This is a genomic window from Nocardia sp. NPDC049149, assembly GCF_043197455.1.
Lineage (GTDB): Bacteria > Actinomycetota > Actinomycetes > Mycobacteriales > Mycobacteriaceae > Nocardia.
On sequence record NZ_JBICTD010000007.1, the window covers coordinates 115498 to 142227 of the forward strand.

The following is a 26730-nucleotide window of genomic DNA, read 5'->3' on the forward strand; positions in this document are numbered from 1 at the left end:
CGACAGCGTACCCGTAATTGGTCTATACCAATTGTTAACCTAGCGTTCGCACGGGTAACACCCCTTGGTCTAGACCAATGTGCACGATATGTCCCATGCGATTGGTCATCATCGGAGGCGGGATCCTCGGCACCGCACATGCCCTGGCCGCCGTCCGCCGCGGTCACGAGGTCATTCAGCTGGAGCGCGAGACCGAGGCCCGCGGGGCAACGGTACGCAACTTCGGCCTGGTGTGGGTCTCCGGACGGTCCGCCGCGGAGCTCGAGGTGACGCTGCGATCGCGGGAGCTGTGGGAAGAGATCGGCGGCAAGGTCCCCGGCGTCGGATTCCGGCCGAATGGCTCGATCACGCTGGTGCGCACCCCCGCCGAACTCGCCGTCGCCGAGGCCGCCAGCACAGGCCCCACGGCCGAACAGCGCGGGTTCACGCTGCTCGAGCCTGCGCAGATCCAGGCGCTCAACCCCGCGCTGCGCGGGAAATTCCTTGCCGGACTGCACTGTTCGACCGACGCTGCGGTGGAGTCGCGGCAGGCGCTGCCCGCGCTGCGCGCGTACCTGACCGCCACCGGCCGCTACACCTTCCACGCGAGCACCGAGGCCAGGTCGGTCACCGACACCGGCTCCGGCGCAACGGTGCTCGATGATCAAGGCCGCCGGTTCGAGGCCGACCTGGTGCTCGCCTGCCCCGGCGCCGCACACTCCGGCCTGACCCGCGAACTGGCAGGCGTGCTCCCGGTGCGCCGGGTCCGGCTCCAGATGATGCAGACCGCGCCGCTCGACGAGCCGCTCACCACCGCCGTCGCCGACGGCGACAGCTTTCGGTACTACCCCGGCTTCGCGGGCGAGACGCTGGACGCGCTGAACCGGGAACAGTCCCAAACCGCCACCGCCGCCGAGCACAAGATGCAGCTGCTGTGCGTGCAGCGCTTGCACGGCGGGCTCACCATCGGTGACACCCACGAATACGACGAGCCGTTCGCGTTCGACGTGGACGAGGCGCCCTACGAACACCTCATCGCGGTCGCCGAGGAACTGCTCGGACGCAAACTGCCGCAGGTGATCCGGCGCTGGGCCGGCGTGTACAGCCAGACCGTCGACCCGACCGCGGTCGTCACCCGCGCCGAGGCGAGCAAGCACATCTGGGTGATCACCGGCCCAGGCGGCCGCGGCATGACCCTCGGCCCCGTCATCGGCGAAGACACCGCCGAACTGCTGAACCTGTGAGGAAGAACGTGCCAGACAACAGCATTCAACTCGTCGCCCTCGACATGGCGGGCACCACGGTCGCCGACGGCGGGCTCGTCCTGCGCGCCTTCGATGCCGCCGCCACCGCCGCGGGCATCGCGCCCGAAGGGCCCGAACGCGATTCGGCCCGCCAGTACGTCCTCGACACGATGGGCCAGTCGAAGATCGCCGTCTTCCGCGCGCTGCTCGGCGACGAAGACCGCGCCCAGCAAGCCAACCGCGCGTTCGAGAGCGCCTACGAGGCGCTGATCGACGAGGTCGAGATCACCCCGATTCCCGGTGCGGCAGAAGCGATCACCGCGTTGCGCGCCGCGGGCATCCGGGTGGCCCTCACCACCGGGTTCAGCCGCAGCACCCAGGACCGGCTGCTGAAGGCGCTCGGCTGGCAGGACATCGCCGACCTGACCCTCGCGCCCTCGGACGCAGGCCGCGGCCGCCCCTACCCCGACATAGTGCTCACCGCGGTGCTGCGGCTGCAGGCCGACGCGGTCGATCGCGTCGCGGTGCTCGGCGACACCACCAGCGATATCGCCACCGGCCTTGCCGCGGGCGCCCGAATCGTCGCAGGCACGCTCACCGGCGCGCACGACGAAGCACAGCTGCGGGCGGCGGGCGCCACCCATGTCGTGCCCTCGGTCGCCGAGTTCGCCGCGCTCGTGCTCGCCGAGCACCCATGACCCCGTCGCACCAGCGACGGTCAACCGCCCCTTCGACTCCGACACTCCTCACGAACCGAAAGTTGTAGTCATCGTGCGTACTTCGACCACGCGAGCGCGTCTCGCACGCACCCTCTCCCGGACCGCGCTGCTCATGGCCACCGCCACCGCCCTCGCGGCGACGGCGGCCTGCGGCGGCACCGGCGCCGACAGCACGGGCGGCAAGTCCGTCACCGTCTACTCCGCGGACGGCGTCGGCAGCTGGTACAAGGCCCGCTTCGCCGACTTCCAGCAGCAGACCGGCATCGCGGTCAACCTGGTCGAGTCTGGCTCGGGCGAGGTCGTCAACCGAGTCGACAAGGAGCAGGGCAACCCGCAGGCCGACGTGATGGTCACCCTGCCGCCGTTCATCCAGAAGGCGAAAAGCGCAGGGCTGCTCCAGAACAGCGGCATCGACACCAGCGCAGTGCCCGCGTCCGACAAGGACGCCGACGGCAAGTACGTCACCATGGCCAACAACTACCTGTGCTTCATCGCCAACACCTCGGTCGATGCCGGCGCGCTCACCTGGGACGATCTGCTGAAGCCCGAATACAAAGGCAAGCTGCAGTATTCGACGCCGGGCCAGGCCGGTGACGGCACCGCCGTGCTCGTCCTGCTGCAGAAGCTGCTCGGCAAGCAGGGCGCGCTCGACTACCTGACCAAGCTGCAGGCCAACAACGTCGGGCCGTCCCCGTCCACCGGCAAGCTGCAGGCCAAGGTCGACAAGGGCGAACTGAGCGTCGCCAACGGCGATGTGCAGATGAACCTGACCACCATCAAGGAGAAGGGCTCGAAGTTCAGCGTCTTCTTCCCCGCGACCGCCGACGGCAAGAAGTCGACCGTCGCCGTCCCCTACGTGATGGGTCTGGCCAAGGGCGCACCGCATCAGGCCGAGGCGAAGAAGCTGATGGAGTTCCTGCTGTCGGCCGAGGCCCAGAAGACCCTCGGCCCGGACGCTTTCGCGGTGCCTGCGCGCGCCGAGCTGCGCGACACACCGGTCACCGGCTCGGCGCCGTCGCCGAGCTCGGTGCTGAAGGGCGTCGACTTGCTCACGGTCGATTGGAACACCGTGCTCACCGATCTGGATGGCGACCTTGCCGCCTACCAGAAGGTCACCGGTAGCTGAAACCCCGTATCCGACAAGGGAGTCGACAATGCCCACTGGTGACGCGCTGACCAGGTCAGCCGCCAAGACACCGATGCGATCCGCCATCGTCGAACCGGCGATCGTCTTCGATCGCGTCGGCGTCAGCTACCGCAGCGGTCGCAAAACCACTGTCGCGCTGACCGATTTCACGCTGCGCGTCGCCGAGGGCGAGACCGTCGCGCTCCTCGGACCGTCCGGGTCCGGCAAGTCGACCGCGCTCAAGGCACTGGCCGGATTCGTCCGGCCGACCTCGGGCGCGGTCCGGCTGGCCGGGCGCGACGTGACCGACCTGTCGCCCGCCAAGCGCGGCATCGGTGTCGTCGTGCAGTCTTATGCGCTGTTCCCGCACATGTCGGTGCACAGCAACGTCGCCTTCGGGCTGAAGTCACATCGGGTGCCGCGCAGCGAGATCGGCGCGCGGGTCACCGAGGCGCTGGACATGGTCGGCATGGGCGCCTACGCGCAGCGGCTACCGAGGGAACTGTCCGGCGGACAGCAGCAGCGGGTCGCGATCGCCAGGGCATTGGCCATCCGGCCCAAGGTGCTGCTGCTGGACGAGCCGCTCGCCGCGCTCGACGCACAGCTGCGCCAGTCCATGCTCGGCGAGCTGCAACAGCTACGAAAGGCGTTGCCGGACACCGCGATGCTGTACGTCACCCACGACCAGTCCGAGGCGCTTGCCCTGGCCGACCGCATCGCGGTGATGCGCGACGCGCGGCTGCTCGACATCGACACCGCCGAAAACCTGTGGCGGCGACCGCCGTCGGACTTCACCGCTGCGTTCCTCGGCGGCGCGAACCTGCTGCCCTGCATGGTGAATCGGGTGTCCGGCGGATCGGCACTGGTCACCGTCGGCAGCAGGACGCTCCGTGCACAGGCGCCGACCCCCGGCGTCGGCCAGGAAAACTGGGCGATCGACTCCCCTGCCCTGCTGTGCGTGCGGCCGCACACGGTCCGCCTCGGCGGCACCGGCGACCGTGATGCGTTGCGCGGCACCGTCACCGCCGCGGTGTGGCGTGGCGCGACCACCCGCGTGCATCTGGCTGTCGACGGGGTCGCCGACGAGATCACCGCGGATCTGGCAGGTCACGTCGACACCGCCGTCGGCACCGTCGTCGGCGTCCAGTTCCCCGATCCGGCCGGGGTGCTCATCCCGCGCGCGGTAGGTGCGCAGCAGCCATGACCGTTCTAGAGCTGGTCCCCGACCTCGAGCCCGCCGATCGGCCTGCGCCGCAGCGCAACTGGAAGCCGGTGCTGTGGAGCCTGCCGCCGCTGCTTGTCGTCCTGTTCATCGCGGTGTACCCGATCATCCGGGTGCTCGCCGAATCCACGGTCACACCGACCGGCCGCGGCACATCGGTGTGGACCGACGTGCTCGGCTCCGAGCTGTTCCGGAACGCGTTGTGGCGCACCGTGTCCATCGCGGTGACGTCGACACTCGGCTGCCTGGTGCTCGGCACCTTCCTCGCGATCGTGCTGGCCTTCGTGCCGTTTCCCGGCGCACAGGTGGTCGGCAGGCTCATCGATACGGTGCTGACGCTGCCGTCGTTCCTGATCACCCTCGCCTTCACGTTCCTGTACGGCACAGCGGGCGCGGTGAACGTGCTGATCGGGCGGATCACCGGGAACGACAAGCCAGCCCTCGACTTCCTCTATACCCCGCTCGGGATCGTCCTCGCCGAGATCACCTTCTTCACCCCGTTCGTCGTGCGCCCGCTGCTCGCCGCGTTCGCGCAGCTGCCGAGGGAACAGCTCGACGTCGCCGCGAGCCTCGGCGCCTCCCCGTGGCGGGTGCTGCGGCAGGTGGTGCTGCCGGAAGCGTGGCCTGCCCTGGCCGCAGGCGGCAGCCTCACATTGCTGTTGACCCTCAACGAGTTCGGCATCGTGTTGTTCACCGGGGCCAAGGGCGTGCTCACGCTGCCCGCGCTGATCTTCACCCGCGGCATCGTCACCTTCGACCTGCCCGGCGCCGCGGTGCTCGCCACGGTGCAGGTGGTGCTGTCGCTGACGCTGTACATCGGATATCGGCTGGTGTTCGCCCGGTTCACCGGCGCGTCCCGTAAGGAGAGCTGACCCATGCTGGTGTGGACCAGGCGCGGCAAGGCGGTCGTGCTCGCCGTCTTCGCGCTCGTCGTGCTCGTGGTGTTCGTCGCGCCGTTCGCGACCGTCGGCGCGGCCGCCTTCGCCGGGCACTGGACCGGCGCGCTGCCGTCGGACCTCGGCTTCGCCAACCTCGGCCGCGCGCTGTCGGGTGAGCAGGCGGCCAGCCTGTCGGTGAGCCTGCAGACCGCGCTGCTGGCCGGTGCCATTTCCTTGGTGCTCGGCACCTGGGCGGCATTGGCCGCACGGGAGGCGCCGCGCTGGTGGCGGCGCTGCACCGACGCGGTGTTCCATCTGCCGGTCGCGGTGCCGTCGGTCGCCATCGGCCTCGGCGTGCTGATCGCGTTCAACGAGCGGCCGCTGCTGCTCGGCGGCACCAAATGGATTGTCATCCTTGCGCATTCGGTGCTCGTGCTGGCCTACGCGTTCAGCGCGGTCGCCGCCGCGCTCGATCGCATCGACCCCGCGTACCGGCAGGCCGCCGAGTCACTCGGCGCCGGTCCGGTCCGGGTGCTCTGCCAGGTCACCCTGCCGCTGCTGCTGCCTGCGCTCGGCGCGGCCGCCGGGCTCGCGGTCGCGCTGTCCATGGGCGAGCTCGGCGCCACCATCATGGTGTACCCGGCCACCTGGAAGACGCTGCCGGTGAGCATTTTCACGCAGACCGACCGCGGCGAGGTGTTCGACGCCGCCGCGACCACCACCGTGCTCGTCCTGGTCACGCTGACGGCGTTGATCCTGCTCGGACGCCTGCGCGGCCGCGCTGCCCTGCGCTGATGCGACCGCGCCCTAGTATGGCGTCGTGTCAGCACTTCCCCTGATTTTCACCGCGGGCTGGGCGAGCGGGGTCAACGCCTACGCCGTGGTGCTGCTGCTCGGGCTCCTCGGCCGGTTCGGCGTCGCCGACTCGGTGCCGGACGCGCTGCAGCGCACCGACGTGCTGATCGCCGCCGCCGTCCTGTTCGCGATCGAGGCGGTGGCCGACAAGATCCCCTACCTCGACTCGTTCTGGGACGTGCTGCACACCGTGGTGCGCCCCGCCTCGGGCGCGGTCGTCGCGGCACTGATTGCGGGACAGGACGGTTCGCTGCCCGAGCTGGCGGCCGGCGCACTCGGCGGCATCACCGCACTGGTGAGTCACCTGGTCAAGGCCGGGACGCGGATGGCGATCAACACTTCGCCAGAGCCCGCCAGCAACATCGTGATGAGCACCGCCGAGGACAGCGCGGTCGCCGGGATCGTGACGCTCGCCGTCTTCCACCCGCTGCCCGCGGCGCTCGTCGCAGGCACACTGCTGGTACTCGGGGTGGTGCTCGTGTTGTTCCTCGCCACCCGGATCCGCCGCTACCTTCGTCGCCGACGAGAACGCAGAGCGCAGCGCGCGGTCGCGACCTGAGCGCCCCCGCTCCATTCTTCGATTCCGCGAAACCCGGTGTGCCCGAACTATCCTCACACCAGCACGCGGATCCGTGCGAGATCGACGAAAGGCTGGCCGTCGAACCATGGCATCACCGGCGACGAAGCTCCTCAAGGACATCGAGCCGTTGTCCGCGCCACAGCGGCGACGCGCGATCGCGGCGGTCGCCGTGCAGTTGGCAGGCACGGCCGAACTCGGACCGCTGCTGACCGAGCTGGCAGCGCGTGGCCGGTACGAGCGCATCATCTCGATCCACCTCGCCGCGATCGCCGGCGACCGCGATCATCTACTGGCACAGCTCGATTCGGTGGGACAGGAGTTCGTGTCCCGCGCCGCGGTCGCGCTGATCCGAGTCGGCGCCGAACCGCAGGTGCTGGTCGAGCGGGTGCCGCGGCTGGCGCAGCGGACGCGAAAGACGCTGTACCGCGCGATCGGCCGCCGTTCGTGCGGCACCGAGCTGGCCGACGCGCTGCTGCCGGAGGTGCGGCGGCACTTCGGCGACGCCGAGGCGGCACGGGTGCTGCCGAACTGCTCCACCCCGATCGTCGCCGAGTTCCTCCCCGACCTCGCCTATGCGGTCACCGGCTGGCAGGCGTTGGGCCGCAAGCACATCGAGGTGGTGCTCGACTACCTCGAGGGCAGCGCGACGCGGGCGGGCGAGTCGCAGTGGCGCGAGTTGTGGCCGCGCATCGCCGCGACCGCGACGACATCCGCACTGCGCCATCCGGATCGGCTGCTCGCGCTCGCCGCACAGGCGGTCCGGCACGTACCGCTCGCCGGCCTCGACCGGATCCTCGGCGCATTGGCTCGCCACGATGCGGGTGCCGTCGTCTCGCTGATCCTGCATCCGAGCGGGCGGGGCACCGGGTTGGCCGGTCGCGCCCTCTTCACCGCGCTGCGCGAGCTCCCGGACGAGCGGCTGTTGCCGGTGTTCGCCGCCTACGGCGCACATCAGCGGCAGCGCTTCCTGCACACGCTGCCGCCGCATCGGCGCACCGAGGTGGTGCGGGAGGTATTCATCCAGCCAGGGGTCGACCCCGCACGACTGGACCTCGCTGCCCTCGACAGCCTGTCGAAGGACGCACGGGCGACCCTGGCCCGCGAACTTCTTGCCACGCACGGTGGCTCCGAGGACCGCTCGGTGCGCGAGCGACTGATCGCCCGGCTCACCTGGGAGGAGGCCGAACCCATACTGCGCGAGAGCATTCGGCGGCCGACTGCCGACGAGCGTGCGGAGGCCTATCCGCTGCTGGTGGTCGCGGCGATCGGCAGTCGCGATCCCGCGGTGATCGCCACCCTGCTCGAGTCGCTGCGGCGGCTGCGCAACGAGCAGGATCCGGTGCGGCGCAATGCGTTGCACGCGGTCGACAGCATCCCGCCGACGCTGTTGCGCGCCGACCATCTCTCGGCACTGGAGATCCTGGCCACCGACGCGTTACAGGCCCGCGATCGCTCGCCTGCCACCACCGACGCGGTCGGGGTGCTCGCGCGCGGATTGCTGGTGCACGGCGCCCGCGCCGATGACCCGGCGTTCACCGACGCCGCGCTCCGGCTGATCGAAAGCCTTGCGGCACACAGCAGCACGGTGCCGCTGTGGCACCTGGATCGGAATCTGCCGCGCGGCGTGGAGCATCGGCTGTTCGCGGCGCTGCGGCCGCGACTGGACAGCGACGCCGTGCGGGACGAGTGGGATCTCACGCTGCGCCTCGGCCACGGATTGGCCAGGCGCGCCTGGAATGTGGCAGCCCTGCAGCAACTGATCCTTCGGGCCTGCGGCGCCAGGAACGATCACGTCATCCGGGAAGCGGTCGACCTGGCCTTGGCCAACCCGGCCACTCGCGACGAGCACTTGGCCACGTTACTGAACCGAGACCGATCGCTGATCTCGCTACCCCGGGTGCAGCAGCTGATCGGCACGCGCCGTACGGATCTGCTCGACCTGGTGCTCGCCGGAGCCACGCCGGGGCGCTTCCTCGCACCGAAAGTGCGTCTGGTGCTCTCCTTTTCGGGTGGCTTCCATGGCTGGACGCCCCGGCAGCTCGACCTCTACGCCCGATCGCTTGCCGGTCTGGTGCGGGCCAAGGAACCGTCGCCGTGGGAGAAGGCATGGGCGGTACGCCAACTGGGCCAGCTGCCGGGCAGCTTCGAGCGCCTCGTCGGGTACCTCGACCACGCCGAGCTCACGGTGGCCGAGGCCGCGCTCACCGCGCTCGGTCGCAGCGAGGAGGCCGAGGCAGCGGTCCGGGTGCTGAGCCGGTACGTGGATTCCGACCGGGCGCGAGTCGCGGTGAGCGGCATCGCTTCTCGGGCCAGGAGCATCGGCCCCGATCGGCTCGCCGGTGCGCTCACGGCGCTGGTCGACTCCACGAAGATCACCTCGCTGAAGGAGGGCGTGCGACTGCTCGCGTCGTTGCACGCGCCGGAGGCGATGGCCTCGGTGCTGGCGATCTGGGAGCGCCCCAACCAGCATCGCGACGTCAAACGCGCGGTGGTCTTCGCCTGCCGCTGGTTGCTGGATCATGCCGAGGCCTGGCGGATCCTGGCCGAGGCCACCACGGATGCCGCGGTCGCGAGCGAGGCGCTGAATCTCGCGCCTGCACTGTTGCCGATTCCGCAGCGGGATCGGATGGCAGCGCTGGTGCGGGAGCTGGCAGGCAATGCCGATGTGCACCTCGCCGCCCAGGCCATGGGGGTGTTGGGCGCGTGGTTTCCGTGGGCGCCGGAGGACACCGGTGACCTATTGGTGCGCAGGCTCGCCGATCTCGGCGAGGTCGGCCTGTGGCAGCAGGCGGCGCGGGTGCTCGTGGCCAGCGGCTATCGGGAGCATGTTCCCGCGGCGGTCGATCGGCTGCTCGCCGCCGAGGGAGTCGACCTCCCCGGGCGCGATCTGCCTGCCCGGCAACGGCTTTCCGCGCTACTCACCGGCGTCGGCGGGCTCGGTGTCGCGGCAAGGCTTTCCGAAGAGGCGCGCACGATCGCGGTAGCGGTCGCCGAGCGGCTCGGCACCGACCCGGCCTGGCGGCGGCTCGCGATCGAGCTGTTCCTCGCGCAGATCCGCTGGGCGGACGGCGCATCGAGCGTGCGTTCCATCCAGCGGGCCTGTGAGCTCGGCCGAGGTGCGCTGGTGAACTACCCGGCCGAGCAGCTGCGAACACAGTTGACCCGCACCCTGCGGATGGTCGAATCGGACACGATGGCGGCGGTGGCACGCGAACTGTCCGTCAGTGTGGATGTGGCGACCGGCCTGGCGACCGTGGCGTTGATTTCCCAGTGCGGCAGCCATTTCGGCTGGACGCCTACCTGGGTGGACCTGCTCGCCCGCATGCGGACGCATGGGCGCAGTGATGTCCGGGTTGCGGCACACGAGGTTTTCACCGTAGCCGAATGATTGCGAAAGAAGACGAAAACCCCTGCGGGCGTGCCGCGCCAGTCGACCACGCGGCACGCCGGGCGGGGCGCCCCGTTGCGCCCGCCGTCACTGTGCAGGCGACGTGATCGTCCGAGTGCAGCCACTGGTCGGATGACTACGCTCGGGACGTCGCCTTTCGGGCAGCGACGCTGTCGGGCAGTGTCACTATTGCTCGGGCAATCGGCGGCGGCCACCGGCCACGTCGGTTACCAGATCAGTGTACCCGTCAACTAGTTCGGCCAGGTGGTACCAGTGTTTATGGGTGTTGTCACTGCGCGCGCCCTCGGCATCGATGGCCTGATTCGCGTCCACCCAGCTGCGTGCCATCCGGTCGACGACCGCGCCGAGGCTCTCGGTGTGCAGGGAAGCCCCGTTGCGATGCTGTGGAATCTCCTTGCCGATCCAGTCATTGATGTCGTCGACGAGCTCGCTTCGGCGACAATCTATTTCGATAATCATTGCGGTGTCCCGCACCTGCTGACGGCGTGCGTGTAGCTCAGCGAGCGCGTGCGCGGACCTGAGCATTTCTCGGTCCTGAAAACGCCGCCCCTGAAAGGCACACAGTAATTGCGGAGCGGTCGGCAGTACCCCCACCGTTGGAGCACTCATCGCCACACCCCAGGCTCACCCGACACCAACACGCTTTGTCCCAACATAATTGGCTCTCGATTCGGTTATCCCGGTCATCGGATCGGTTGTTCACAACTAGGCTAGCTGGATCATGCTCTTACATTTGCAAGAACGCAAGAGTGCGTCCGCACTGCTGCACCCGCCCATTCACCGGCGTGTCGCCTGCCCCAGAGTGGGCTAGCCGCAACAGAGTAGGCGCCGAACCACCCATCACATCCGTGCACGAATGAAGGCCATCGTGCCCGTCGAGCATCCCTCGAGCAACCCGCCATGCCGTGCGCCGACAAACCGTTCCCAGTTCGATATTCACACTCGATTCACACGACATACTCAGCGCGCTAAAACAATTCCTACCGGTCCGTCAATCCCGAACTGCCAGTGTCTGATAATCGACTGAGAAAACCGGCAAAGAGGACACCATGCGTAGGCTTGCCGCGTTGATGCGGGTAGACGGCCACACGGCCACTAACGAGGAGGTCGGGATGGGTTTGATCGGAGCTCTGCTCGGGTTCGTACTGACGCTGTTCATCCTGGTGATGCTCGCCAGGCTGGTCTTCGACTGGATCGACGCGCTGTCCACCGGACCGAGGCAGCCGTGGGTGAGCCGGGCCCGCGACCTGACCCACGCGGGGACCGAGCCGGTCATCGCACCGGTGCGGCGGGTGCTCAAGCCGGTGCGGACCGGCGGCTTCTCCCTCGACCTGGCGTTCACGGCGGTCTTCATCGTCGCGCTCATCCTGCGCGCGGTCGCCTACAGCCTGTAGTCGCACGAGTGGCACATGACCGAGGCATTTGCCGAGTAAGCCGCTCCACCATGTGCCACTCGTCGAGCTGAGCGGGATTGGCCCGCAAGGTATTCCATCGAAACCGGCGTAGGTCTGGCACAGTGGGCGGATGGGCCGATCCTTGGTCGTGGCGCTCCTCTCGGTGTTCGCCCTGCTGACCTCATGCGCTGCCGACGCCCCCACCTCGGAGTGGCGCGAGCTCCCCCTCCCCTCGTCCGGTGCACGCATTCTCGCGCTGACGCCGGTCGAGGGCGGGCTGCTCGCCGTCGGGTCGGTGCCCGGCCCCGAGGGCCGCGCACCGGCGGCATGGACCACCACCGACGGAAGTGATTGGCGCACAGTCACTGTCGAACCACACAGCCCCTACGCCTTTCAGACGGAACTGATCTCGGTCGGCATCGGGGATCGGATCGTTGTCCTCGGCCAGGCTTTCGGTGGCGCACACAGCAATCCACGTATGACGAGCTGGAGCGGAACCCGCACCACACTCGTCGAATACCCGCAGGCGATGGAGCTCTTCGGCGGCCCGCACGCGATCGCGGTGAACGCCGCCGCCACCCTCGGTGCCACCGATCTGCTGGTCGGCCAATGGGACGGCACGAGTGGACGATACGGCGCGGCGGTGTGGACCTCGACCGACGGCGTGCACTGGGATCGGCAGGCCGACGACCCGGCATTGGCCGCACCGCCCGGCGAGCTGACCGGCGCATCGGGCGTCGCCACCGGGCCTGCCGGTTTCGTCGTCGCGGGCAATACCTTGCGCGGCAGCGCACTGTTCCCGCTGGCATGGACATCGCCCGACGGCCGAACCTGGCAGCGCATCGACCTACCCGGCCAGGATTCGGTGGCCACCCGGGTCGGCTGCGACCGCATCGGCTGCGTCCTGTTCGGCCAAACCATCGCCGCCCCGCCGCAGCTGCTCTGCTGGCCTACCACCACCAGTTCCCCCACCACGGGCCCGTCGGGCGTCACCGTCGAGGTTTCGCAGGTGCTGCTGCGAGATCCGCAGGTATTCACCACCGTTCGCATCGATGGCACCGCCCATCTCATGACGACCAATCGCGACTGCACCGCCTGGCGCGACCTCGGGCTTCCGGTCGCCGCGGCCCAGGCACGGCTCGGCATCCTCGCGGGCGCTCTGCTCGTAGCCACCAGCGACGACGCGACCGCGAGCAGACTCTGGCTGCGCCGAACCGACGGCCTCGGCACTCCCGCATGACACCACCGCTACCCGAAAGCGGAGGTCCCGGCCGGGTGGCAAGATCAAAGACCCTGTCCCGCATATCTGGAACGTCAACTTTGGACCGGACCATTCTGGAAGGTTGTAATCTCTAAGGCTACGACCGCCCTCCCGCTGCGCTATTGCGGCAGGTTGCGGGCTCTTGGCGAACCGAAAGGGATGTTGCCATGGCAGGCAAGCGCACCGTCCTGACCGTGCGGCTGCGCAGACTGGCGGCCATGCTGCACGAGATGCGCGAACATGCCGAGCTCAGTAAAGAAGACGTGAGTTCGAAGACCGGCATCAACGTCACCACGCTGTATCGGATCGAGACCGCGCAGGCCCGCCCGCAGCGACGCACGTTGCAAGCCATGCTCGATCTCTACGGCGTCACCGACGAACAGCGCGACGACGCCATCGAGCTGCTGTCGGATGCGCTCAAGCCCGGCATGTCCCGTGCGTACGAGGGCAGCGTGTCGGAGGTGTACGCGGCCTACATCAACTTCGAGGCCGAGGCGCTGTCCGCCAGGCACTACCAGACCTCCATCATCCCAGGGCTTTTGCAGACGATGGAGTACGCGACGGCGGTGATCGACACCGGGATGCCGAAGGTCGAGGCGTCGGTGATGGAGGACCGTGCGCGAGCCAGGATGGATCGTGCCGCCAACCTGACCAAAGAGGACCCGCTCGAGCTGTGGGTGGTGATGGACGAGGCCGCGATCCGCCGCCATGTCGGCGGCACCGCCGTCATGCGCGGCCAGCTGGATCGCCTGCTCCAGGAAACCAAGCGCAAGAACGTGATCCTGCAGATCCTCCCGTTCGAGGCGGGCGCGCATCCCGGCATGGCAGGGCCCTTCACGCTGCTCGACTTCCACGATCCCGCCGATCCGGAGCTGGTGTACGTGGAGGGCATCGCCGGCGACGAACTGATCGAGGGCCATCCCGAAATCCGGCGCTTCGGCGTCATTTTCGACCAGTTGCGCGCAATGGCGCTGAGCCCGCGCGACTCTGCCGAGCTGATCACCGAGGCCGCCGCGCGATTAGGCTGATCAGGCCGGCTGATCAGGCCCGGCTGGCCCGCCGGTAGCCCACCGCCGCGGGCACCGCGAACACCACGATCGCCCCGACCGACCACGCCACCGTCGCCAGCAGCGGACCGCGGACCGGACCGCCGAGCGACAGCCCGCGCATCGCGTCGATCGCCTGCGTCATGGGCTGATGCGCGACGATCGGCTGCGCCCAGCGCGGATACGCGGCCAGCGGAACGAACCCGGTGCTGAAGAACATCATGATCGCCGAGCCGAGCGAAACCGCCTCCACCAGAGCCGATTTCGCGGCGAACACGGCAATGGCGGTGACCAGCGTGGCAAAGCCGAGCCCGTAGAGCAGCGGCACCCCGAACAGCGCGATCGCGGCAAGCACGCCCTGTTCGAAGCGGAACCCGAGTATCCCGCCCACCGCGAACAACACCATGGTGCACAACAGAATTCGCACACCCTCGGCGAGAATGCGGGACGCGAGCCCGGACGCGCGGTGCACCGGAAGTACCCAGAGCCTGGCGAGCAAGCCTTCATCACGCTCCCGCCCGAGCGTGATCGCACCGGCCAGCGATCCCGACATCACCCCGACCAGCGCGACCATCGGCACCGAGCCGTACAGCGCACTGGCCCCGGCGAACACCGAGATCTGTTTGCCGAGCACGGTATTCAGCACGAGCAGCAGCACCGCGGGAAACAGCAGCGACTGCACCATCGTCAACGGGTCACGCCACCATCGCAGCAACAGCCGCCTGGTCTGAATGACGGTCTGCGGCACCAGCAACCGCCATGTCTCGGTCCGGCCGGGCGCCATCGGCAGCGCTTCGGTCGTCATCCCGACCTCCGCATCGCGACCGCCGCGCCGAGCACACCGAACACCAGCATCATCCCCACGGCCCAGGCCAGCCCCGGCCCGAGCACCGCCCACCCGACCACGCCCGCGTTGCCGGTCGAATCACCGGCCAGCGCACGCATCCCGTAGACGAACTGTGACACCGGCTGATTGCGCGCGAAACCTTGTAACCACGAAGGGAATTGGTTCGCAGGCGCGAGCCCGGTGGAGACCAGGCCGAGAATCAGCTGCGGGAACACCAGCACCTGCGTGATCGCCTCCGGGTTCCCGGTCACGCTGCCGATCAGGTCGGCGCCGAGGCACAGCGCCACCGTCACCAGCACCGAGAACGCCACAAAACCTACTGTGTCCCAAGCACTTCCATAGAACTCGGCGCCGATCAGCCGACCGCACACCAGCGCCATCGCCAGCGAAACGACGGCACGATACAGCGCGGCCGTGATCCGCGCCGCCAGCGGCACCGCTGCGGGCATCGGCAGCGCACCGAACCGCACCGTGAGCCCGTCCTTGGCATCGGTGGCCGCCCGAAACGCCGCCGAGGTCGCGCAGAACGCCACCGCCTGCATCACGATCATCGGCAGGAGGAACTGCGCGTAGCTGCTGAGCCCATGCCCGTACCCGCTCATCACCAGGTTCAACGGCACATAGAAGCCCAGGGTGAACACCACCGGCGCCAGGACGGCGGTCACCAGTTCCCCATTGCGCCACGACGGCCGGATCAGGCGGACCGTCAGCACCCACCACTGGGCGATCGTCCCGGTCCACCCCGGGCCGACCGTCCCGATCCGCGGCCGCGACGCGACCGTCAGCAGGCTCATCTGCACGCTCTCATCCTGCGGAAGCCCGCACCGAATTGCCGGGAACCCAGCACCTGCCGCATGTCGTTGGCGGTTGTCCTAGGAGATACCGAGACAGCGGGCCATTCGGTTCACCGCATTGGTGTTTTCACATCCAAAGTAAGAGCCGGTCGACTAGTTTCAGGGCCGTGTGGGTACTTCAACCATCTGTTGACGAATACGGGAGGGGCAGCCCACATGGCCGACATCACCGCCGAGCGGACCAAAGAACCTGAACTGAAGCGGGTGATGGGCCCGTGGCTGCTGCTGCTCTTCGTGGTCGGCGACATCCTCGGCTCGTCGATCTACGCGCTCACCGGCAAGGTGGCCAATGAGGTCGGCGGCGCGGTGTGGGTGCCGTTCGTCGTCTCGTTCCTCGTCGCGCTGGTCACCGCGATGAGCTATCTGGAGCTGGTCACCAAATATCCACACGCCGCGGGCGCCGCCCTGTACACGCACAAAGCGTTCGGCATCCAGTTCTTCACGTTCATGGTGGCGTTCGCGGTCATGTGCTCCGGGATCACGTCCGCGTCGACCGCGTCGCGCGCATTCGGGGCGAACTTCTCGGCGGCCTTCGATCTGAACCTGAGTCCAGGGACGGCCATCACCCTGATCGCCTTGGCGTTCATGGTGGTCGTCGCGCTGGTGAACCTGCGCGGCGTCAGCGAAGGCGTGAAGCTGAATGTGCTGCTCACCTGCATCGAACTGACCGGCCTGCTGCTCGTCATCGGAATCGGTTGCTGGGCACTCGGTGCGGGCAACGGCGACTTCAGCAGGATCACCGAATTCGAGACGGGCGACCGGACCGCGATCGGCGGCGTCATCGCGGCGACCACGCTGGCCTTCTACGCGATGGTCGGCTTCGAAGACTCGGTGAACATGGCCGAGGAATGCAAGGAACCGAGCCGGATCTTCCCGAAGGTGCTGCTCGCGGGGCTGTGCATCACCGCCGTCATTTATGTTCTCGTGTCGATCAGCGCGGTCGCCCTCGTCCCGATCGCCCAACTCGGTCAGGGCGACACGCCTTTGCTGCAAGTAGTAAAGGCAGGCGCGCCCGCGTTCCCGACGCACGTCTTCGCCTACATCAGCATGATCGCGGTCGCCAATACCGCGCTCATCAACATGTTGATGGCCAGCCGCCTGCTCTACGGCATGGCCAAGCAGCGGGTGCTGCCGCCCCAACTCGCGCGGGTTCATGCCGGACGGCGGACGCCGTATGTCGCGGTGCTGTTCACCACCTTGCTCGCGCTCGGCCTGATCGCGTTCGTCGCCGAGGTGCCCGAACTCGGCGGCACCACCGCGCTGCTGCTGCTCGCCGTGTTCACCGTCGTCAACGTCACCGTGCTGGTGCTGCGTCGAGATCCGGTGACGCACGAGCATTTCCGCACGCCCACGGCGCTGCCGGTGATCGGGGCGTTGACGTGTGGATTCCTGGTCGGGCCGTGGACCGACCGCAATCCACAGCAGTATGTGATCGCGGGCATGCTGCTCGCGATCGGTGTGGTGCTGTGGTGCGTGAACTACCTCGTCATCCGGTTCACGCACGCCGAACCGGCCGCCGCGACACCACCGGCCGAGTAGCCCGAACTAGCAAGCACCGGAGCGGCGACATGATCATTCTCATGTCCGATCGGCCCGAATCAGCCCGTGACTCGGACCGGCACGGTGGGTAAGGTGTGCCTCGATGACCAGCATGGAAGCTCGTTTCGGTGATGCGACCCGGACCGTGCCCCTCCCCAACCCGTGGAACCTGACCACCTACCTGGCGGCGGTGGCCGCACACCGTGGCCGGTCCATCAGCCTGCACACCGCACCCAAGGCCCAGCTGACCGAGATCGGTTGCGGCGGAGGCGGTCTGTGGGTCGCGCGCAACCACGACGACATCATCATCTACGACGCCGACGCGACCGGCCGCAACGCCGACCACATCATCCTGCACGAGGTGGGGCACATGCTGTTCGGCCACGGCACGGCCGAGGCCGAGCGCACCGAACCGCTGCCGCCCGCCCTGACCGTCCTGCTGCCGTCGCTCTCGCCGCAGTCGATCAGACATGTGTTGGGGCGCAGTGAATTCGGGGTCGATCGGGAACGCGAGGCGGAGGTGTTCGCCGACATGACGATGGTCTATGCGACACTGCCGCAACGCAAGAGCCGGTCGTTCCGGCTGTTCGGACGCGGCAAGTAGATCAGCAGTCCTGATACGGATCGTCGGGTAATCGGCGGGTGCCGATGCGCAGATCGTCGATGAGGTCCTGGTAGACGTCGGCCAGTTCATCGATCCGTACCCACGCGTCGTAGAAGACCGCCTCCGGTGCGTGCGCCAACGCGGCGAACGCCTGCGCGGTCATGCCCGCGAGCCGATCCACCAGTCTGCCGACGGTTTCGGTGTGTTCGGGTGCGGCGAGCTCCGGGACCGGGGTGGCCAGGGTGACCCACCGATCGATCGTGCGGACCAGCTGGATGCGCTGGCGGTCGAGCTTGATCGCCTCGGTGGCCGGGATGCGCTCGCGGGCAAGGTGCAACTGGGCCAGCTCGCCCGCCGCCTCCAGCATCGGATGATCGTCGTGCGGGAAGCCGCGGAAGGCGGCGAGTAGCAGATCCCTGCCAGGGATCGTGCGGTCGCTGGGCACTTCAGCTCCCCCGCCCGGTCCGGCGGCACGCCCCAGCCTGCCGGCGGTGCCGTCGCCGGCCCCGCCACAGCGCATCGCGCACCCGGCACACATCGATAGCGTGAACGAGACTTCCCCCCTCCACGTCGATTTCACCTACTTCCGCTCGTCCGACACGCTCGTCTCCGCCACCTCCATACCTGCCCGTCCGCGAAACCCTGTGACCACGGCAAACGCGGAGTGACCACACCTTAATCTGCCACTCGGAACTAATATCCTGCGGCTATGCCAAACCCACCCACGCATTAATTCGGCGGGCCGGAGATCAGACCCGGCGACCAGGCCGATCTGCGATACTCGCTGAGTGGTTGGTGACGGCTCCCGCGGCGGACCGGGCCAGCGCGCCCATCGGGTCCGCCGAGCATTATGGACCGTCGGCATCCTGCTCTCGCTGGCGCTCGCCGTCGTCCCGCCGCTGGTCGACAAATCGAAAACGTTGCAGGGTGCGATCATTGTCGGCCTGCTCGGTGTCTGTATCGGATTGTTGATCGAGCAGGTGCTGCGGTTGGATCAAACCGCGGGCGATGTCCGCACCGAACTCCGTAATCAAGCCGACCAGGTTTCTGTTGCGGTGCGCGAGATTTCGCCTGTTGTCTCGGCGCCGCCGCCGTGCAAGCAATTCGTCCTCGACTATGTCTCGGCCTACCAGGCCATCGATCAGCACGGCGCGGTTCAGGTCTTCGAGGACATGCGGCGAAGCAAAGCCGAAGAGTTGCTGGCCAGCCTGCGCGAGCTGGCGAACGGCGCGGTCACCGTGAGCGTCGACGGGCCGTACAGCGTGCGCGCACGGTCGCTCGACGATGTGCAGGCCTATCGCGCGATGAGCATGGGGCCCTTCGGATTCTGGAAGGCCGCGTTCGGCCAGCGCTTCCTGGAGATCCAGCGTTCGGCGATCGCGCGGCTCGGCCTTGCCGTCGAGCGGATCTTCGTTTTCGACAGTTCCGACGACCTCGCCATCCTCGAGGACATCGTGCGCACGCATGTCGCGGCGGGTGTCGAGGTGTGGGTGGTGTCCAGGGCGTGGGTGCCGCAACATCATCGGGTACACGTGATCGACCTCGGCATGCTGAGCTTCCGCAACGGCACGAAACTGCTGTTCGAACCGCGTGGTTCACAGTATCGGCAGAGCGCGACCACCGAGCGGCTTTCGGTGGTGCCCAGCGAGATTCGCGCGGCGGAGTTCAGCTTGGAACTCATTCGGTCCGATGCCGTTCGCATTCTTGCCGATACGCCGTGGCCGCCGGTGGGGCCTGATCATCCGCACTGACCTGCCGCGTCGTGGGATACTCAGGGGTATCCAACTGGCCGAGGGGAAACGCATATGGCCGGCAGCGTTGGCCGCCCCGGGGTAACGGGACATCGCGACTGGCCTGCGGTGGAGCAGGAATCGCTGACCTCGGCCGCCTTGAATTTGTTGCTGGCCAACGAGATATCCGCCATTCGGGTGCCGAATGTGATCTCGGTGGAATCGTGTATCCGCTCGGTGGAGTCGATGCTCGGCCACGGATTCGGCTCGTACGAAAGGGTGGATTCGTCGGTCGGCCGGATCGGGGTCAGCCAGATCGAGCGCTGCGACGCACCGGCGGAGTACTTCGCGCAAGTGCCGGCGGCGGAGCGGATTCGCGACGCGATATTTCGCGGCAGACCGCATCCGGTCGAGGTCGTGCTCGCCGCCCTGAGCGCGGTGTGGCCGGGTCGCGTCGAGGTCGCGCGGTGGGGACGGCGGCGCTATTACGCGGGCGTCATCCGCGATTTCTCCGGTGGCTCCCGCATCCATTCGGACTGGGCGCCGCGAGACGCGCCGCGCTGGACCATCGGCGCTATCGAGAATCAGCTGGCCTGGAACATCTATTACCGTGCACCCCGCCGCGGCGGGGAAACGCAGATCTGGGATCGGCTGTGGACGAACGACATCGAGGTGTTCAAGAACCCGGTGTGCTGCGGCTACTCGGCCCGTGCGGTCGACGGTGTCGCCGCGCACGCCGTCGCGCCCCGAGTCGGTGAGCTGATCCTGTTCTGCCCGAGGAACTTGCACCAGGTGCTGCCCGCCACCGGTGGCGGGAAACGGATCTCGGTCGGTGCGTTCCTCGGCGTGACCAGACGCGGCGACCTCACCATGTGGTCCTGACTAGGCAGGGACGTCCGCGAGATAGTCGGGTCCGCCGACGTAGGTGGTGTGGCCGGATTCCGCGGTGCTGACGGTGGCTTCGGCTACGGCGCCGGCGAATTCGGCGACGGTGGGCAAGGCGGCCTGGGTGCGGCGCGCGGCGACGGCATCGGGATTTCGGCGCTCGAGCAGCTGGACGATGATAGTGCCGTCGATCATGTCGCCGGAGACGGTGTGCAGGGTGATGCCGCGGGTCGTCAGTTCGGGAATCATGGCGCGCAGCGCATCTTCGCCCGCGCGCTTGCTCGCGGCGATGGGTTCGTACTCGGCGGGTACTGGCTTGCGGCCGTGGAAATGCGCCTGGTGGCTGGTGACGAAAACAATGCGGGCACCGGTTGGCATGTGCGGCAAGGCAAGTCGGACCAGGCGGGTCTGCGCGTCACGGTTGATCGCCATGGCGTAGTCCGGGGCGGCGTTGCGTTCGAGCCCACCGGAGGCGTTGAGCACGAGCACATCCAGGCGGCCGAACTGTTCGGCGATGCCGTCGATGAGTGCGCGCGCGGAGTTCTCGTCGGCAATGTCGGCACCCGCCGGGGCGGCGCTGCCGCCCGCGGCGGCGATCTCTTCGGCAAGCACCGTGGCGCGCTTGAGTTTTTCGCGGTAGTTGATGAGCACGTGATCACCGCGGGCGGCGAGGGTACGTGCGGTTTCCGCGCCGATGCCGCGGGAGGCCCCGGTGATCAGAACGATGCGTCGTCCGGCTGCTGTGCTCACGGTCTCCCTCTCGATCGCGGGCGGACCGCCGGCGAATTGCTTCTAATTCAGAACCACTATGGTAGTTCTGAATGAGAAGTGCAAACGGCGCGAAGCCGCCGCGAGGCCGGGTCGATCCGGCACACGCACCACCGCTGGCCGCGATGGAACTGCTGGGCCAGCGGTGGATTTTGCGCGTGCTATGGGAGCTCGAACCCGGCAGGCTCGGGTTCCTGGAGCTGCGGCGGCGGATGGACAACTGCTCATCGAGCATGCTCTCGGTGCGGTTGCAGCACCTGCAGAGCGCAGGACTGATCGTGAAGAACGCGGACAAGTCCTACGAGCTCACCACTGCGGGAACGGAACTCACCGTCGCGCTGGCGCCGGTGTGGGCATGGTCGCAACGCTGGGAGTCGGCGCTCACTCAGTCGGACGATTCAACAAGGTGACCTTCGGCTTACCCGGCTGCAAGTGACGCGAACCTTAACCTGGTCAAAAATTCGGCGGTATGGGAACATCGCGCGAACCAACAGGTTTAGGCTGTGCGCCGTGGTCGAACCCCAACCGTCAATCGCACCCCATCCCGGCATCGCACCCCTGGCTCCGCTACTAGGCACCTGGCGCGGCAACGGTCACGGCGAATACCCGACCATCCAGTCGTTCGACTACCTGGAGGAAGTCCGGTTCGGCCACCTCGGCCGCCCGTTCCTCACCTACCGGCAGCGCACCCGCGCCGCCGACGACGGCAGGCCGCTGCACGCCGAAACCGGCTATCTGCGCTGCCCGACCCCCGATCGCGTCGAATTGATCTTGGCGCACCCGACCGGCATCACCGAAATATGCGAGGGCGCACTGAATGTCGCCGACGGTGCACTGCATTTGGAATTCGACTCCACCAGCATCGCCCGCACCAGCACCGCGAAAATGGTCACCGCCCTCGGTCGCACCTTTCAATTGAAGGGCGACACCATCGACTACACCTTGCGCATGGCCGCGGTGGGCGAGCCTCTGCAACACCATCTCGCCGCCACCTTGCGCAAAGCCGATTAGGGCACCGCGACAAGAGCGCGACAGCCTAGGCGACCGGGGTCATCCGCGAGACTCGTTCGCCACGAAATCCGGACACCCTCCGTCGCGCAGCGCCGGATTCGCAATTTTATCTGGCCGAATCACCGCTCTCCTGTAGTTGTTTCGTCATCGACGCATTCCGCGAAAAATGCGTCGCACCCGGCGGTAGTCTCACCGGGATTCACTCGATATGTGAGCTGCAACACTTTCGACTGGGCACGGCTATCAATGGCCATTATCGTGCGGTCCGCCACATGCCCTTGTTCAACGAATCGATCTCTGCCTACGGTTCCGATGTCAGCAAACTTCCAGACAACTTCGTGAAGTGAACCCTTCGCGGAGCAGCCACGACCTTCCCCCCGTCGATACCCCTGACCCGAGGGAGCCGAACAATGAAGCGTTCCACCACCATTCTGGCCAGCGTCGCGATCATCCTCAGCGGGGCGGCCGCCGTGCAGATCCTCGACGGCGGTGACGCCGGAGCCGCAATCTTGGACAACGCAGCCACCAACTCGGCGTTCAGCAACCAGGCGCCCGACTGCGCGGATCAGTAACCGGGCGGCAGCGCGGCGATCATGTCGCGGCTTACCGCGACCGCATTGTCGGAGCTGCCACCCCGCACCAGCAACGTCGCGAACGCGATGTCACCGCGATAACCGACGAACCACGAGTGTGAGCCACCGTCGACCTCGGCCTCCCCGGTCTTGCCGTACACCTCTCCCTGATCGGCGATCCGTTCGGCGGTGCCGCCGGTGACCACCCGGCGCATCATCGCCCGCAACCCGGCAGTCACCTGCGGCGTCAGGGCCGGGGCCGCGCGCTCGACCGTCGTCGTGCGCCCCGCGATCAGATAGGGCACCGGCACCGAGCCACGCGCGACGGTGGCCGCCATCAGCGCCATGCCGAACGGGCTGACCACCACCTTGCCCTGACCGATGCCGTCCTCGGTGCGCTGGACCAGCTCGTCCGACGGCGGCACCGACCCGGTGAACGTCGGCAGCCCGGCGACGGTAAAGCTCGGGCCGACACCGAGTTTCGTGGCGGTCGTGGACAGCGCGCCGCCGGACAGCCTGCTGGCCACCGTGGCGAACGCGGTATTGCACGACCGCTCGTAGGCGGTGATCATCGGCGCGTCACCGATGGTGAACAGGTTGTAGTTGGGAATCATGCGTTCCCCGATGGTGATTCGGCTCGGACACGGCAGCACCGTGTCCGGTGTGGCCAGCCCGGTCGACATCGCGGCGGCCGCGGTCACCGTCTTGAACACCGAACCCGGCGGATACTGGCCGATCGTTGCGACCGGACCGTCCTGGTCGGCGGCCCTGTTCTGCGCGATCGCCAGGATCGCGCCGGTGGACGGCCGGATCGCCACCAGCATCGCCTGCTCGGTCCGCGCATCGACCGCCCGTTGCGCGGCGTTCTGCACGTTGCGATCCACGCTGAGCGAGAACGAGGGCGCGGGTTGCGACGGCACCTCGTTCAGCACATCGGTGTCGACGCCGTTGGCGTTCATGGTGACCACGCTCCAGCCCGCCTTGCCGTCCACCTCGGCGATCACCGTCTTGCGCACCTGGGCGAGCAGGTCGGGCGCGAAGTCGCGGTCGGTGGGCACCAGGTCCCACTGCGAGGTGATCGTGACGCCGGGCAAACCGATGAGATCGGTGTTCACCTCCTCGGATTCGGCCTCGCTGAGCAACGCGACGGTGTAGGCCCCCTTCGCGGCAACGGCGGCGTCGCGAATCGACTCCGGGGTGAGCCGCTGATCGAATCGGCTCAGCACTGCGGCCAGCACGGTCGCGACCTGGCCCGGGTCCGCGGCGTCGGCCGCGGTGAACGCCACCCGGGAAACCCGGCCGGGGACCAGCACATCGCTGCCGGCCTGCTCGTTCACCCGCGCGCGCGGCGCCGGATTGGCGCGCAGCGACAATGTCTGGGTGTCACCGAGTTTCGGGTGGATGTTCGACGACGTCCAGCGCACGGTCCAGCGACCGTCGCTGCGTCCCATCTGCAATTGCCCGGTGTAGCGCCAGGTTCGGTCCTTGGGCAGCCGCCACTCGTAGGTGTAGTCGACCGTTGCGGTGTCGCCGGTGACCCTGGCCGAACCGGTGCGGGCGCTGAGCGTGTCGCCCTGCAGCTTCTCCCACGCGGAACGTAGTGCGGCACTGGCCTTTTCCGGCTGATTGGTCAGCTTCGCCGCCGCCGCGAGGTCGCGGCGCGCGAACGCATCGACGAACGCGTCCGCCGCAGGAGTCGGACCCTGCGGCGCCCGTGCGCAGCCGACGGCCGGCAGCGCGACGAGCGCGACGGCCATTGCGATGAGCAGCGGTTTTCTCACCGGATCAATCCTGGGTGCGGACACCCCGCAGGGTGCGTACGAACTGGTCGGCATCGGCACAGATGGTAGTAGTCACCGTCGGGCAAACGCGGCCGCCGCTCCGTGTTGCTTTCTACTGAACCGGTTTTCAGCCAAGCGAGTCAATCGAGCAGGATCGTGGAGAACGTCGCAATCTGCCGAAAACCGACACGGCTGTACGCCCGGCGGGCCACCTCGTTGTAGTCGTTCACATAGAGGCTCGCGGTGCGCCCGGACGCCACCACCGCGTTCGCGATGGCCGCCGTGCCCACGGTGCCGAGCCCGGTCCCGCGATGTTCCGGATGCACCCACACGCCCTGAATCTGGCCGGTGCGCCGCGACAGCGACCCGACCTCCGCCTTGAAGACCACCTCACCGTCCTCGAAACGTGCCCAGGCACGGCCGGATTCGATCAGGCTCTGAATGCGCCGCCGATACCCACGACCGCCGTCACCGGCCCGGGGATCGACCCCGACCTCCTCGATGAACATGGCGATCGCCGCACACAGATAGCGGTCGAGCTCGTCGGGACGCACCCGGCGGACATTCGGGTCCGGCGTGACCAGCGGTGGCTGCGCGAGCGCGAGCAGCGGCTGCTCGCCGCGCAGTTCGCGCTCGGGACCCCAGTGATCGGCCAGCATCTCCCACAGCGGCAGCGCCAGTTCTCGACGCCCGACCACCGACGACGCGATCCGCGGCCATCGGATCGCCCGATCCGCGAACGCGCGCAACGCATCACGGTCGCCGCGCAGCGGAACCAGATTCGCGCCCGAGAAACACAGCGACTCCGCAGGGCCGCCGCGACTCCACAGCTCACCCTGCCCACAGCGCGAGGCATCCAGACCGAACTCCTGCAGCCGGGCCGCGACCATACACGAGGCCACCGGATCGGCATCCAGAATTCGAAGGACCTGCCCCAGGTCCCGGTTCGCGAGCTGCCGCGCGGGGACGTACTTCGCCCTTCGCGTCGGCTCCAGCAGACTCCGCACGTTGACAGCCTGCCACGAAAATCTGCGATGTGGTACGGCTATGCCGAACGCAACACCGAACTCAGCCACGCGGCTGGCTGCCGTCCCCCCTGCGGAACTACCCGACGGTGACCACCGGGTCGCCTGCGCCTGCTTCCTCGCCGAGCTCTTCGGCGATGCGCATGGCCTCTTCGATGAGGGTTTCGACGATCTGTGCTTCGGGCACCGTCTTGATGACCTCGCCCTTCACGAAGATCTGCCCCTTGCCGTTGCCCGAGGCGACACCGAGGTCGGCCTCGCGCGCCTCGCCCGGCCCGTTCACCACGCAGCCCATCACGGCGACGCGCAGCGGCACCTCCATGCCTTCGAGCCCGGCGCTCACCGCGTTGGCCAAGGTGTACACGTCGACCTGGGCGCGACCGCAGGACGGGCAGGACACGATCTCGAGCTTGCGCGGGCGCAGGTTCAGCGACTGCAGGATCTGCCCGCCGACCTTCACCTCTTCGGCAGGCGGCGCGGACAGCGAGACACGAATGGTGTCGCCGATGCCTTCGGACAGCAGCGCGCCGAACGCCACCGCGGACTTGATGGTGCCCTGGAACGCCGGACCCGCCTCGGTCACCCCGAGGTGCAGCGGGTAGTCGCTCTGCGCGGCCAGCTGCCGGTACGCCTCGACCATGATCACCGGGTCGTTGTGCTTGACCGAGATCTTGATGTCGCCGAAGCCGTGATCCTCGAACAGGCTCGCCTCCCACAGCGCGGACTCCACCAGCGCCTCGGGAGTGGCCTTGCCGTACTTCTCCATCATTCGCTTGTCCAGCGAACCGGCGTTGACGCCGATGCGGATCGGGATGCCAGCGGCGCCTGCGGCCTTGGCCACCTCGCCGACTCGTCCGTCGAATTCCTTGATGTTGCCCGGGTTCACGCGCACCGCGGCGCAGCCTGCGTCGATGGCCGCGAAGATGTAGCGGGGCTGGAAGTGGATGTCGGCGATGACCGGGATCTGGCTCTTGCGCGCGATCGTGGCCAGCGCGTCCGCGTCTTCTTGCCGCGGACAGGCCACCCGGACGATGTCGCAGCCCGACGCGGTGAGCTCCGCGATCTGCTGCAGGGTGGCGTTGATGTCGTGGGTCTTGGTGGTGGTCATCGACTGCACGGAGACGGGGTGATCACTACCGACCCCGACATTGCCCACGCGCAGCTGGCGGGTCTTGCGTCGAGGAGCGAGAACGGCCGCTGGTGCGGCGGGCATCCCCAATCCGATTGTGCTGGTCACCTTCGGTGCCTACTTTCCGTTCAATGCGGGCCGTTCGCTTTCCGAGCTTAGTCGCGCACGCCGAACGACCACCCTGTGACGCCCACGACAACGTGCTGTCCCCCCAGTGCCGGCGACAGGGTACCGCGTCGGGAAAGACGCCGGAAACGAGAGTGCGCGGCGTA

General features: G+C 67.9%; 26 protein-coding genes. 18 read left to right on the forward strand and 8 right to left on the reverse strand.

Features of this window, described 5'->3' with window-relative positions; all coding sequences use genetic code 11:
• Window positions 1-95: 95 nt before the first annotated feature.
• The 8 genes from ACGFNJ_RS28105 to ACGFNJ_RS28140 all read left to right on the forward strand — a co-directional run bounded on the left by ACGFNJ_RS28105 (window position 96) and on the right by ACGFNJ_RS28140 (window position 9991).
• Window positions 96-1223, forward strand: a complete 1128-nt coding sequence (locus tag ACGFNJ_RS28105) for a TIGR03364 family FAD-dependent oxidoreductase (RefSeq protein WP_393454439.1) — start codon at window positions 96-98, stop codon at window positions 1221-1223.
• Between the two features lie 8 nt (window positions 1224-1231).
• Complete coding sequence (locus ACGFNJ_RS28110) at window positions 1232-1921, forward strand: phosphonatase-like hydrolase (protein WP_393454441.1); 690 nt, start codon at window positions 1232-1234, stop codon at window positions 1919-1921.
• 133 nt (window positions 1922-2054) lie between these two features.
• On the forward strand, window positions 2055-3068 hold the full coding sequence (locus ACGFNJ_RS28115) for a 2-aminoethylphosphonate ABC transporter substrate-binding protein (protein WP_393455347.1): 1014 nt from the start codon (window positions 2055-2057) through the stop codon (window positions 3066-3068).
• A 73-nt stretch (window positions 3069-3141) separates the two neighbouring features.
• Entirely contained in the window at window positions 3142-4272 is a 1131-nt protein-coding gene (locus tag ACGFNJ_RS28120) for an ABC transporter ATP-binding protein (RefSeq protein WP_393455350.1), read from the forward strand.
• Window positions 4269-5162 carry a 2-aminoethylphosphonate ABC transporter permease subunit gene (locus ACGFNJ_RS28125; protein ID WP_393454444.1) on the forward strand — a complete coding sequence of 298 codons (894 nt, stop codon included), beginning with the start codon at window positions 4269-4271 and terminating at the stop codon, window positions 5160-5162. Before ACGFNJ_RS28120 ends, ACGFNJ_RS28125 begins: the two co-directional genes overlap by 4 nt.
• 3 nt (window positions 5163-5165) lie before the next feature.
• The gene (locus ACGFNJ_RS28130) at window positions 5166-5963 is read left to right on the forward strand and encodes an ABC transporter permease (RefSeq protein ID WP_393454447.1); all 798 of its coding nucleotides are present in this window, start codon (window positions 5166-5168) and stop codon (window positions 5961-5963) included.
• Window positions 5964-5988: 25 nt separating this feature from the next.
• Window positions 5989-6582 carry a DUF4126 domain-containing protein gene (locus tag ACGFNJ_RS28135; RefSeq protein ID WP_393454450.1) on the forward strand — a complete coding sequence of 198 codons (594 nt, stop codon included), beginning with the start codon at window positions 5989-5991 and terminating at the stop codon, window positions 6580-6582.
• A gap of 106 nt (window positions 6583-6688) precedes the next feature.
• Window positions 6689-9991: a hypothetical protein gene (locus tag ACGFNJ_RS28140; RefSeq protein WP_393454453.1), complete on the forward strand. Its 3303-nt coding sequence runs from the start codon at window positions 6689-6691 to the stop codon at window positions 9989-9991.
• 186 nt (window positions 9992-10177) lie between these two features.
• Here ACGFNJ_RS28140 and ACGFNJ_RS28145 read toward each other — a convergent pair whose 3' ends face one another.
• Window positions 10178-10537, reverse strand: coding sequence for a DUF4254 domain-containing protein (locus tag ACGFNJ_RS28145; protein WP_393454456.1), 360 nt, complete (start codon window positions 10535-10537; stop codon window positions 10178-10180).
• A 524-nt stretch (window positions 10538-11061) separates the two neighbouring features.
• Between ACGFNJ_RS28145 and ACGFNJ_RS28150 the strand changes: the two genes are divergently transcribed.
• The 3 genes from ACGFNJ_RS28150 (at window position 11062) to ACGFNJ_RS28160 (ending at window position 13695) form a co-directional block, all read left to right on the forward strand.
• A complete protein-coding gene (locus ACGFNJ_RS28150; protein ID WP_393454459.1) occupies window positions 11062-11406 on the forward strand; it encodes a YggT family protein in 345 nt (114 codons plus the stop codon).
• Window positions 11407-11536: 130 nt separating this feature from the next.
• On the forward strand, window positions 11537-12646 hold the full coding sequence (locus ACGFNJ_RS28155) for a hypothetical protein (protein WP_393454462.1): 1110 nt from the start codon (window positions 11537-11539) through the stop codon (window positions 12644-12646).
• Between the two features lie 188 nt (window positions 12647-12834).
• The gene (locus ACGFNJ_RS28160) at window positions 12835-13695 is read left to right on the forward strand and encodes a helix-turn-helix domain-containing protein (protein ID WP_393454465.1); all 861 of its coding nucleotides are present in this window, start codon (window positions 12835-12837) and stop codon (window positions 13693-13695) included.
• 13 nt (window positions 13696-13708) lie between these two features.
• On the opposite strand, the gene ACGFNJ_RS28165 is transcribed toward ACGFNJ_RS28160, so the two are convergent.
• Together ACGFNJ_RS28165 and ACGFNJ_RS28170 are read right to left on the reverse strand one after the other, a co-directional pair.
• A complete protein-coding gene (locus ACGFNJ_RS28165; RefSeq protein ID WP_393454468.1) occupies window positions 13709-14518 on the reverse strand; it encodes an ABC transporter permease in 810 nt (269 codons plus the stop codon).
• The gene (locus tag ACGFNJ_RS28170) at window positions 14515-15354 is read right to left on the reverse strand and encodes an ABC transporter permease (RefSeq protein ID WP_393455353.1); all 840 of its coding nucleotides are present in this window, start codon (window positions 15352-15354) and stop codon (window positions 14515-14517) included. Before ACGFNJ_RS28170 ends, ACGFNJ_RS28165 begins: the two co-directional genes overlap by 4 nt.
• 216 nt (window positions 15355-15570) lie before the next feature.
• Here ACGFNJ_RS28170 and ACGFNJ_RS28175 point away from each other — a divergent pair, with 216 nt between their 5' ends.
• Together ACGFNJ_RS28175 and ACGFNJ_RS28180 are read left to right on the forward strand one after the other, a co-directional pair.
• On the forward strand, window positions 15571-16953 hold the full coding sequence (locus tag ACGFNJ_RS28175; RefSeq protein ID WP_393454471.1) for an APC family permease: 1383 nt from the start codon (window positions 15571-15573) through the stop codon (window positions 16951-16953).
• 103 nt (window positions 16954-17056) lie between these two features.
• Window positions 17057-17557: a hypothetical protein gene (locus ACGFNJ_RS28180; protein ID WP_393454474.1), complete on the forward strand. Its 501-nt coding sequence runs from the start codon at window positions 17057-17059 to the stop codon at window positions 17555-17557.
• 1 nt (window position 17558) lies between these two features.
• Here the strand turns inward: ACGFNJ_RS28180 and ACGFNJ_RS28185 are convergent, their stop codons facing one another.
• Window positions 17559-18002, reverse strand: a complete 444-nt coding sequence (locus tag ACGFNJ_RS28185) for a DUF4254 domain-containing protein (RefSeq protein ID WP_393454477.1) — start codon at window positions 18000-18002, stop codon at window positions 17559-17561.
• A gap of 343 nt (window positions 18003-18345) precedes the next feature.
• Between ACGFNJ_RS28185 and ACGFNJ_RS28190 the strand changes: the two genes are divergently transcribed.
• The gene (locus ACGFNJ_RS28190) at window positions 18346-19308 is read left to right on the forward strand and encodes a hypothetical protein (RefSeq protein WP_393454480.1); all 963 of its coding nucleotides are present in this window, start codon (window positions 18346-18348) and stop codon (window positions 19306-19308) included.
• Between the two features lie 54 nt (window positions 19309-19362).
• Entirely contained in the window at window positions 19363-20169 is an 807-nt protein-coding gene (locus tag ACGFNJ_RS28195) for a hypothetical protein (protein ID WP_393454483.1), read from the forward strand.
• Here ACGFNJ_RS28195 and ACGFNJ_RS28200 read toward each other — a convergent pair whose 3' ends face one another.
• A complete protein-coding gene (locus tag ACGFNJ_RS28200) occupies window positions 20170-20922 on the reverse strand; it encodes an SDR family oxidoreductase (protein ID WP_393454486.1) in 753 nt (250 codons plus the stop codon).
• A gap of 71 nt (window positions 20923-20993) precedes the next feature.
• On the opposite strand from ACGFNJ_RS28200, the gene ACGFNJ_RS28205 reads away from it, so the two are divergent.
• The 3 genes from ACGFNJ_RS28205 to ACGFNJ_RS28215 all read left to right on the forward strand — a co-directional run bounded on the left by ACGFNJ_RS28205 (window position 20994) and on the right by ACGFNJ_RS28215 (window position 22523).
• Window positions 20994-21350 carry a winged helix-turn-helix transcriptional regulator gene (locus ACGFNJ_RS28205; RefSeq protein ID WP_393454489.1) on the forward strand — a complete coding sequence of 119 codons (357 nt, stop codon included), beginning with the start codon at window positions 20994-20996 and terminating at the stop codon, window positions 21348-21350.
• A gap of 100 nt (window positions 21351-21450) precedes the next feature.
• The gene (locus tag ACGFNJ_RS28210) at window positions 21451-21951 is read left to right on the forward strand and encodes a peroxynitrite isomerase (RefSeq protein ID WP_393454492.1); all 501 of its coding nucleotides are present in this window, start codon (window positions 21451-21453) and stop codon (window positions 21949-21951) included.
• 410 nt (window positions 21952-22361) lie between these two features.
• Entirely contained in the window at window positions 22362-22523 is a 162-nt protein-coding gene (locus ACGFNJ_RS28215; RefSeq protein ID WP_393454495.1) for a hypothetical protein, read from the forward strand.
• Here ACGFNJ_RS28215 and ACGFNJ_RS28220 read toward each other — a convergent pair.
• The 3 genes from ACGFNJ_RS28220 to ispG all read right to left on the reverse strand — a co-directional run bounded on the left by ACGFNJ_RS28220 (window position 22517) and on the right by ispG (window position 26566).
• Window positions 22517-24280, reverse strand: a complete 1764-nt coding sequence (locus tag ACGFNJ_RS28220) for a penicillin-binding transpeptidase domain-containing protein (protein ID WP_393455356.1) — start codon at window positions 24278-24280, stop codon at window positions 22517-22519. The two genes, ACGFNJ_RS28215 and ACGFNJ_RS28220, sit on opposite strands and share 7 nt — an antisense overlap.
• A gap of 164 nt (window positions 24281-24444) precedes the next feature.
• On the reverse strand, window positions 24445-25311 hold the full coding sequence (locus ACGFNJ_RS28225; RefSeq protein WP_393454498.1) for a GNAT family N-acetyltransferase: 867 nt from the start codon (window positions 25309-25311) through the stop codon (window positions 24445-24447).
• A gap of 97 nt (window positions 25312-25408) precedes the next feature.
• Window positions 25409-26566, reverse strand: coding sequence for a flavodoxin-dependent (E)-4-hydroxy-3-methylbut-2-enyl-diphosphate synthase (gene ispG, locus ACGFNJ_RS28230; RefSeq protein WP_069161815.1), 1158 nt, complete (start codon window positions 26564-26566; stop codon window positions 25409-25411).
• Between the last annotated feature and the right edge of the window lie 164 nt (window positions 26567-26730).

Excerpts from the sequence above, each read along its gene's own strand:
- ACGFNJ_RS28105 (WP_393454439.1), top strand. The coding sequence starts at position 96 with ATGCGATTGGTCATCATCGGAGGCGGGATCCTCGGCACCGCACATGCC.
- ACGFNJ_RS28115 (WP_393455347.1), top strand. The coding sequence starts at position 2,055 with ATGGCCACCGCCACCGCCCTCGCGGCGACGGCGGCCTGCGGCGGCACC.
- ACGFNJ_RS28120 (WP_393455350.1), top strand. The coding sequence starts at position 3,142 with ATGCGATCCGCCATCGTCGAACCGGCGATCGTCTTCGATCGCGTCGGC.
- ACGFNJ_RS28125 (WP_393454444.1), top strand. The coding sequence starts at position 4,269 with ATGACCGTTCTAGAGCTGGTCCCCGACCTCGAGCCCGCCGATCGGCCT.
- ACGFNJ_RS28130 (WP_393454447.1), top strand. The coding sequence starts at position 5,166 with ATGCTGGTGTGGACCAGGCGCGGCAAGGCGGTCGTGCTCGCCGTCTTC.
- ACGFNJ_RS28140 (WP_393454453.1), top strand. The coding sequence starts at position 6,689 with ATGGCATCACCGGCGACGAAGCTCCTCAAGGACATCGAGCCGTTGTCC.
- ACGFNJ_RS28145 (WP_393454456.1), bottom strand. The coding sequence starts at position 10,537 with ATGCTCAGGTCCGCGCACGCGCTCGCTGAGCTACACGCACGCCGTCAG.
- ACGFNJ_RS28150 (WP_393454459.1), top strand. The coding sequence starts at position 11,062 with ATGCGTAGGCTTGCCGCGTTGATGCGGGTAGACGGCCACACGGCCACT.
- ACGFNJ_RS28155 (WP_393454462.1), top strand. The coding sequence starts at position 11,537 with ATGGGCCGATCCTTGGTCGTGGCGCTCCTCTCGGTGTTCGCCCTGCTG.
- ACGFNJ_RS28160 (WP_393454465.1), top strand. The coding sequence starts at position 12,835 with ATGGCAGGCAAGCGCACCGTCCTGACCGTGCGGCTGCGCAGACTGGCG.
- ACGFNJ_RS28165 (WP_393454468.1), bottom strand. The coding sequence starts at position 14,518 with ATGACGACCGAAGCGCTGCCGATGGCGCCCGGCCGGACCGAGACATGG.
- ACGFNJ_RS28170 (WP_393455353.1), bottom strand. The coding sequence starts at position 15,354 with ATGAGCCTGCTGACGGTCGCGTCGCGGCCGCGGATCGGGACGGTCGGC.
- ACGFNJ_RS28175 (WP_393454471.1), top strand. The coding sequence starts at position 15,571 with ATGGCCGACATCACCGCCGAGCGGACCAAAGAACCTGAACTGAAGCGG.
- ACGFNJ_RS28180 (WP_393454474.1), top strand. The coding sequence starts at position 17,057 with ATGACCAGCATGGAAGCTCGTTTCGGTGATGCGACCCGGACCGTGCCC.
- ACGFNJ_RS28195 (WP_393454483.1), top strand. The coding sequence starts at position 19,363 with ATGGCCGGCAGCGTTGGCCGCCCCGGGGTAACGGGACATCGCGACTGG.
- ACGFNJ_RS28205 (WP_393454489.1), top strand. The coding sequence starts at position 20,994 with ATGAGAAGTGCAAACGGCGCGAAGCCGCCGCGAGGCCGGGTCGATCCG.
- ACGFNJ_RS28215 (WP_393454495.1), top strand. The coding sequence starts at position 22,362 with ATGAAGCGTTCCACCACCATTCTGGCCAGCGTCGCGATCATCCTCAGC.
- ACGFNJ_RS28220 (WP_393455356.1), bottom strand. The coding sequence starts at position 24,280 with ATGGCCGTCGCGCTCGTCGCGCTGCCGGCCGTCGGCTGCGCACGGGCG.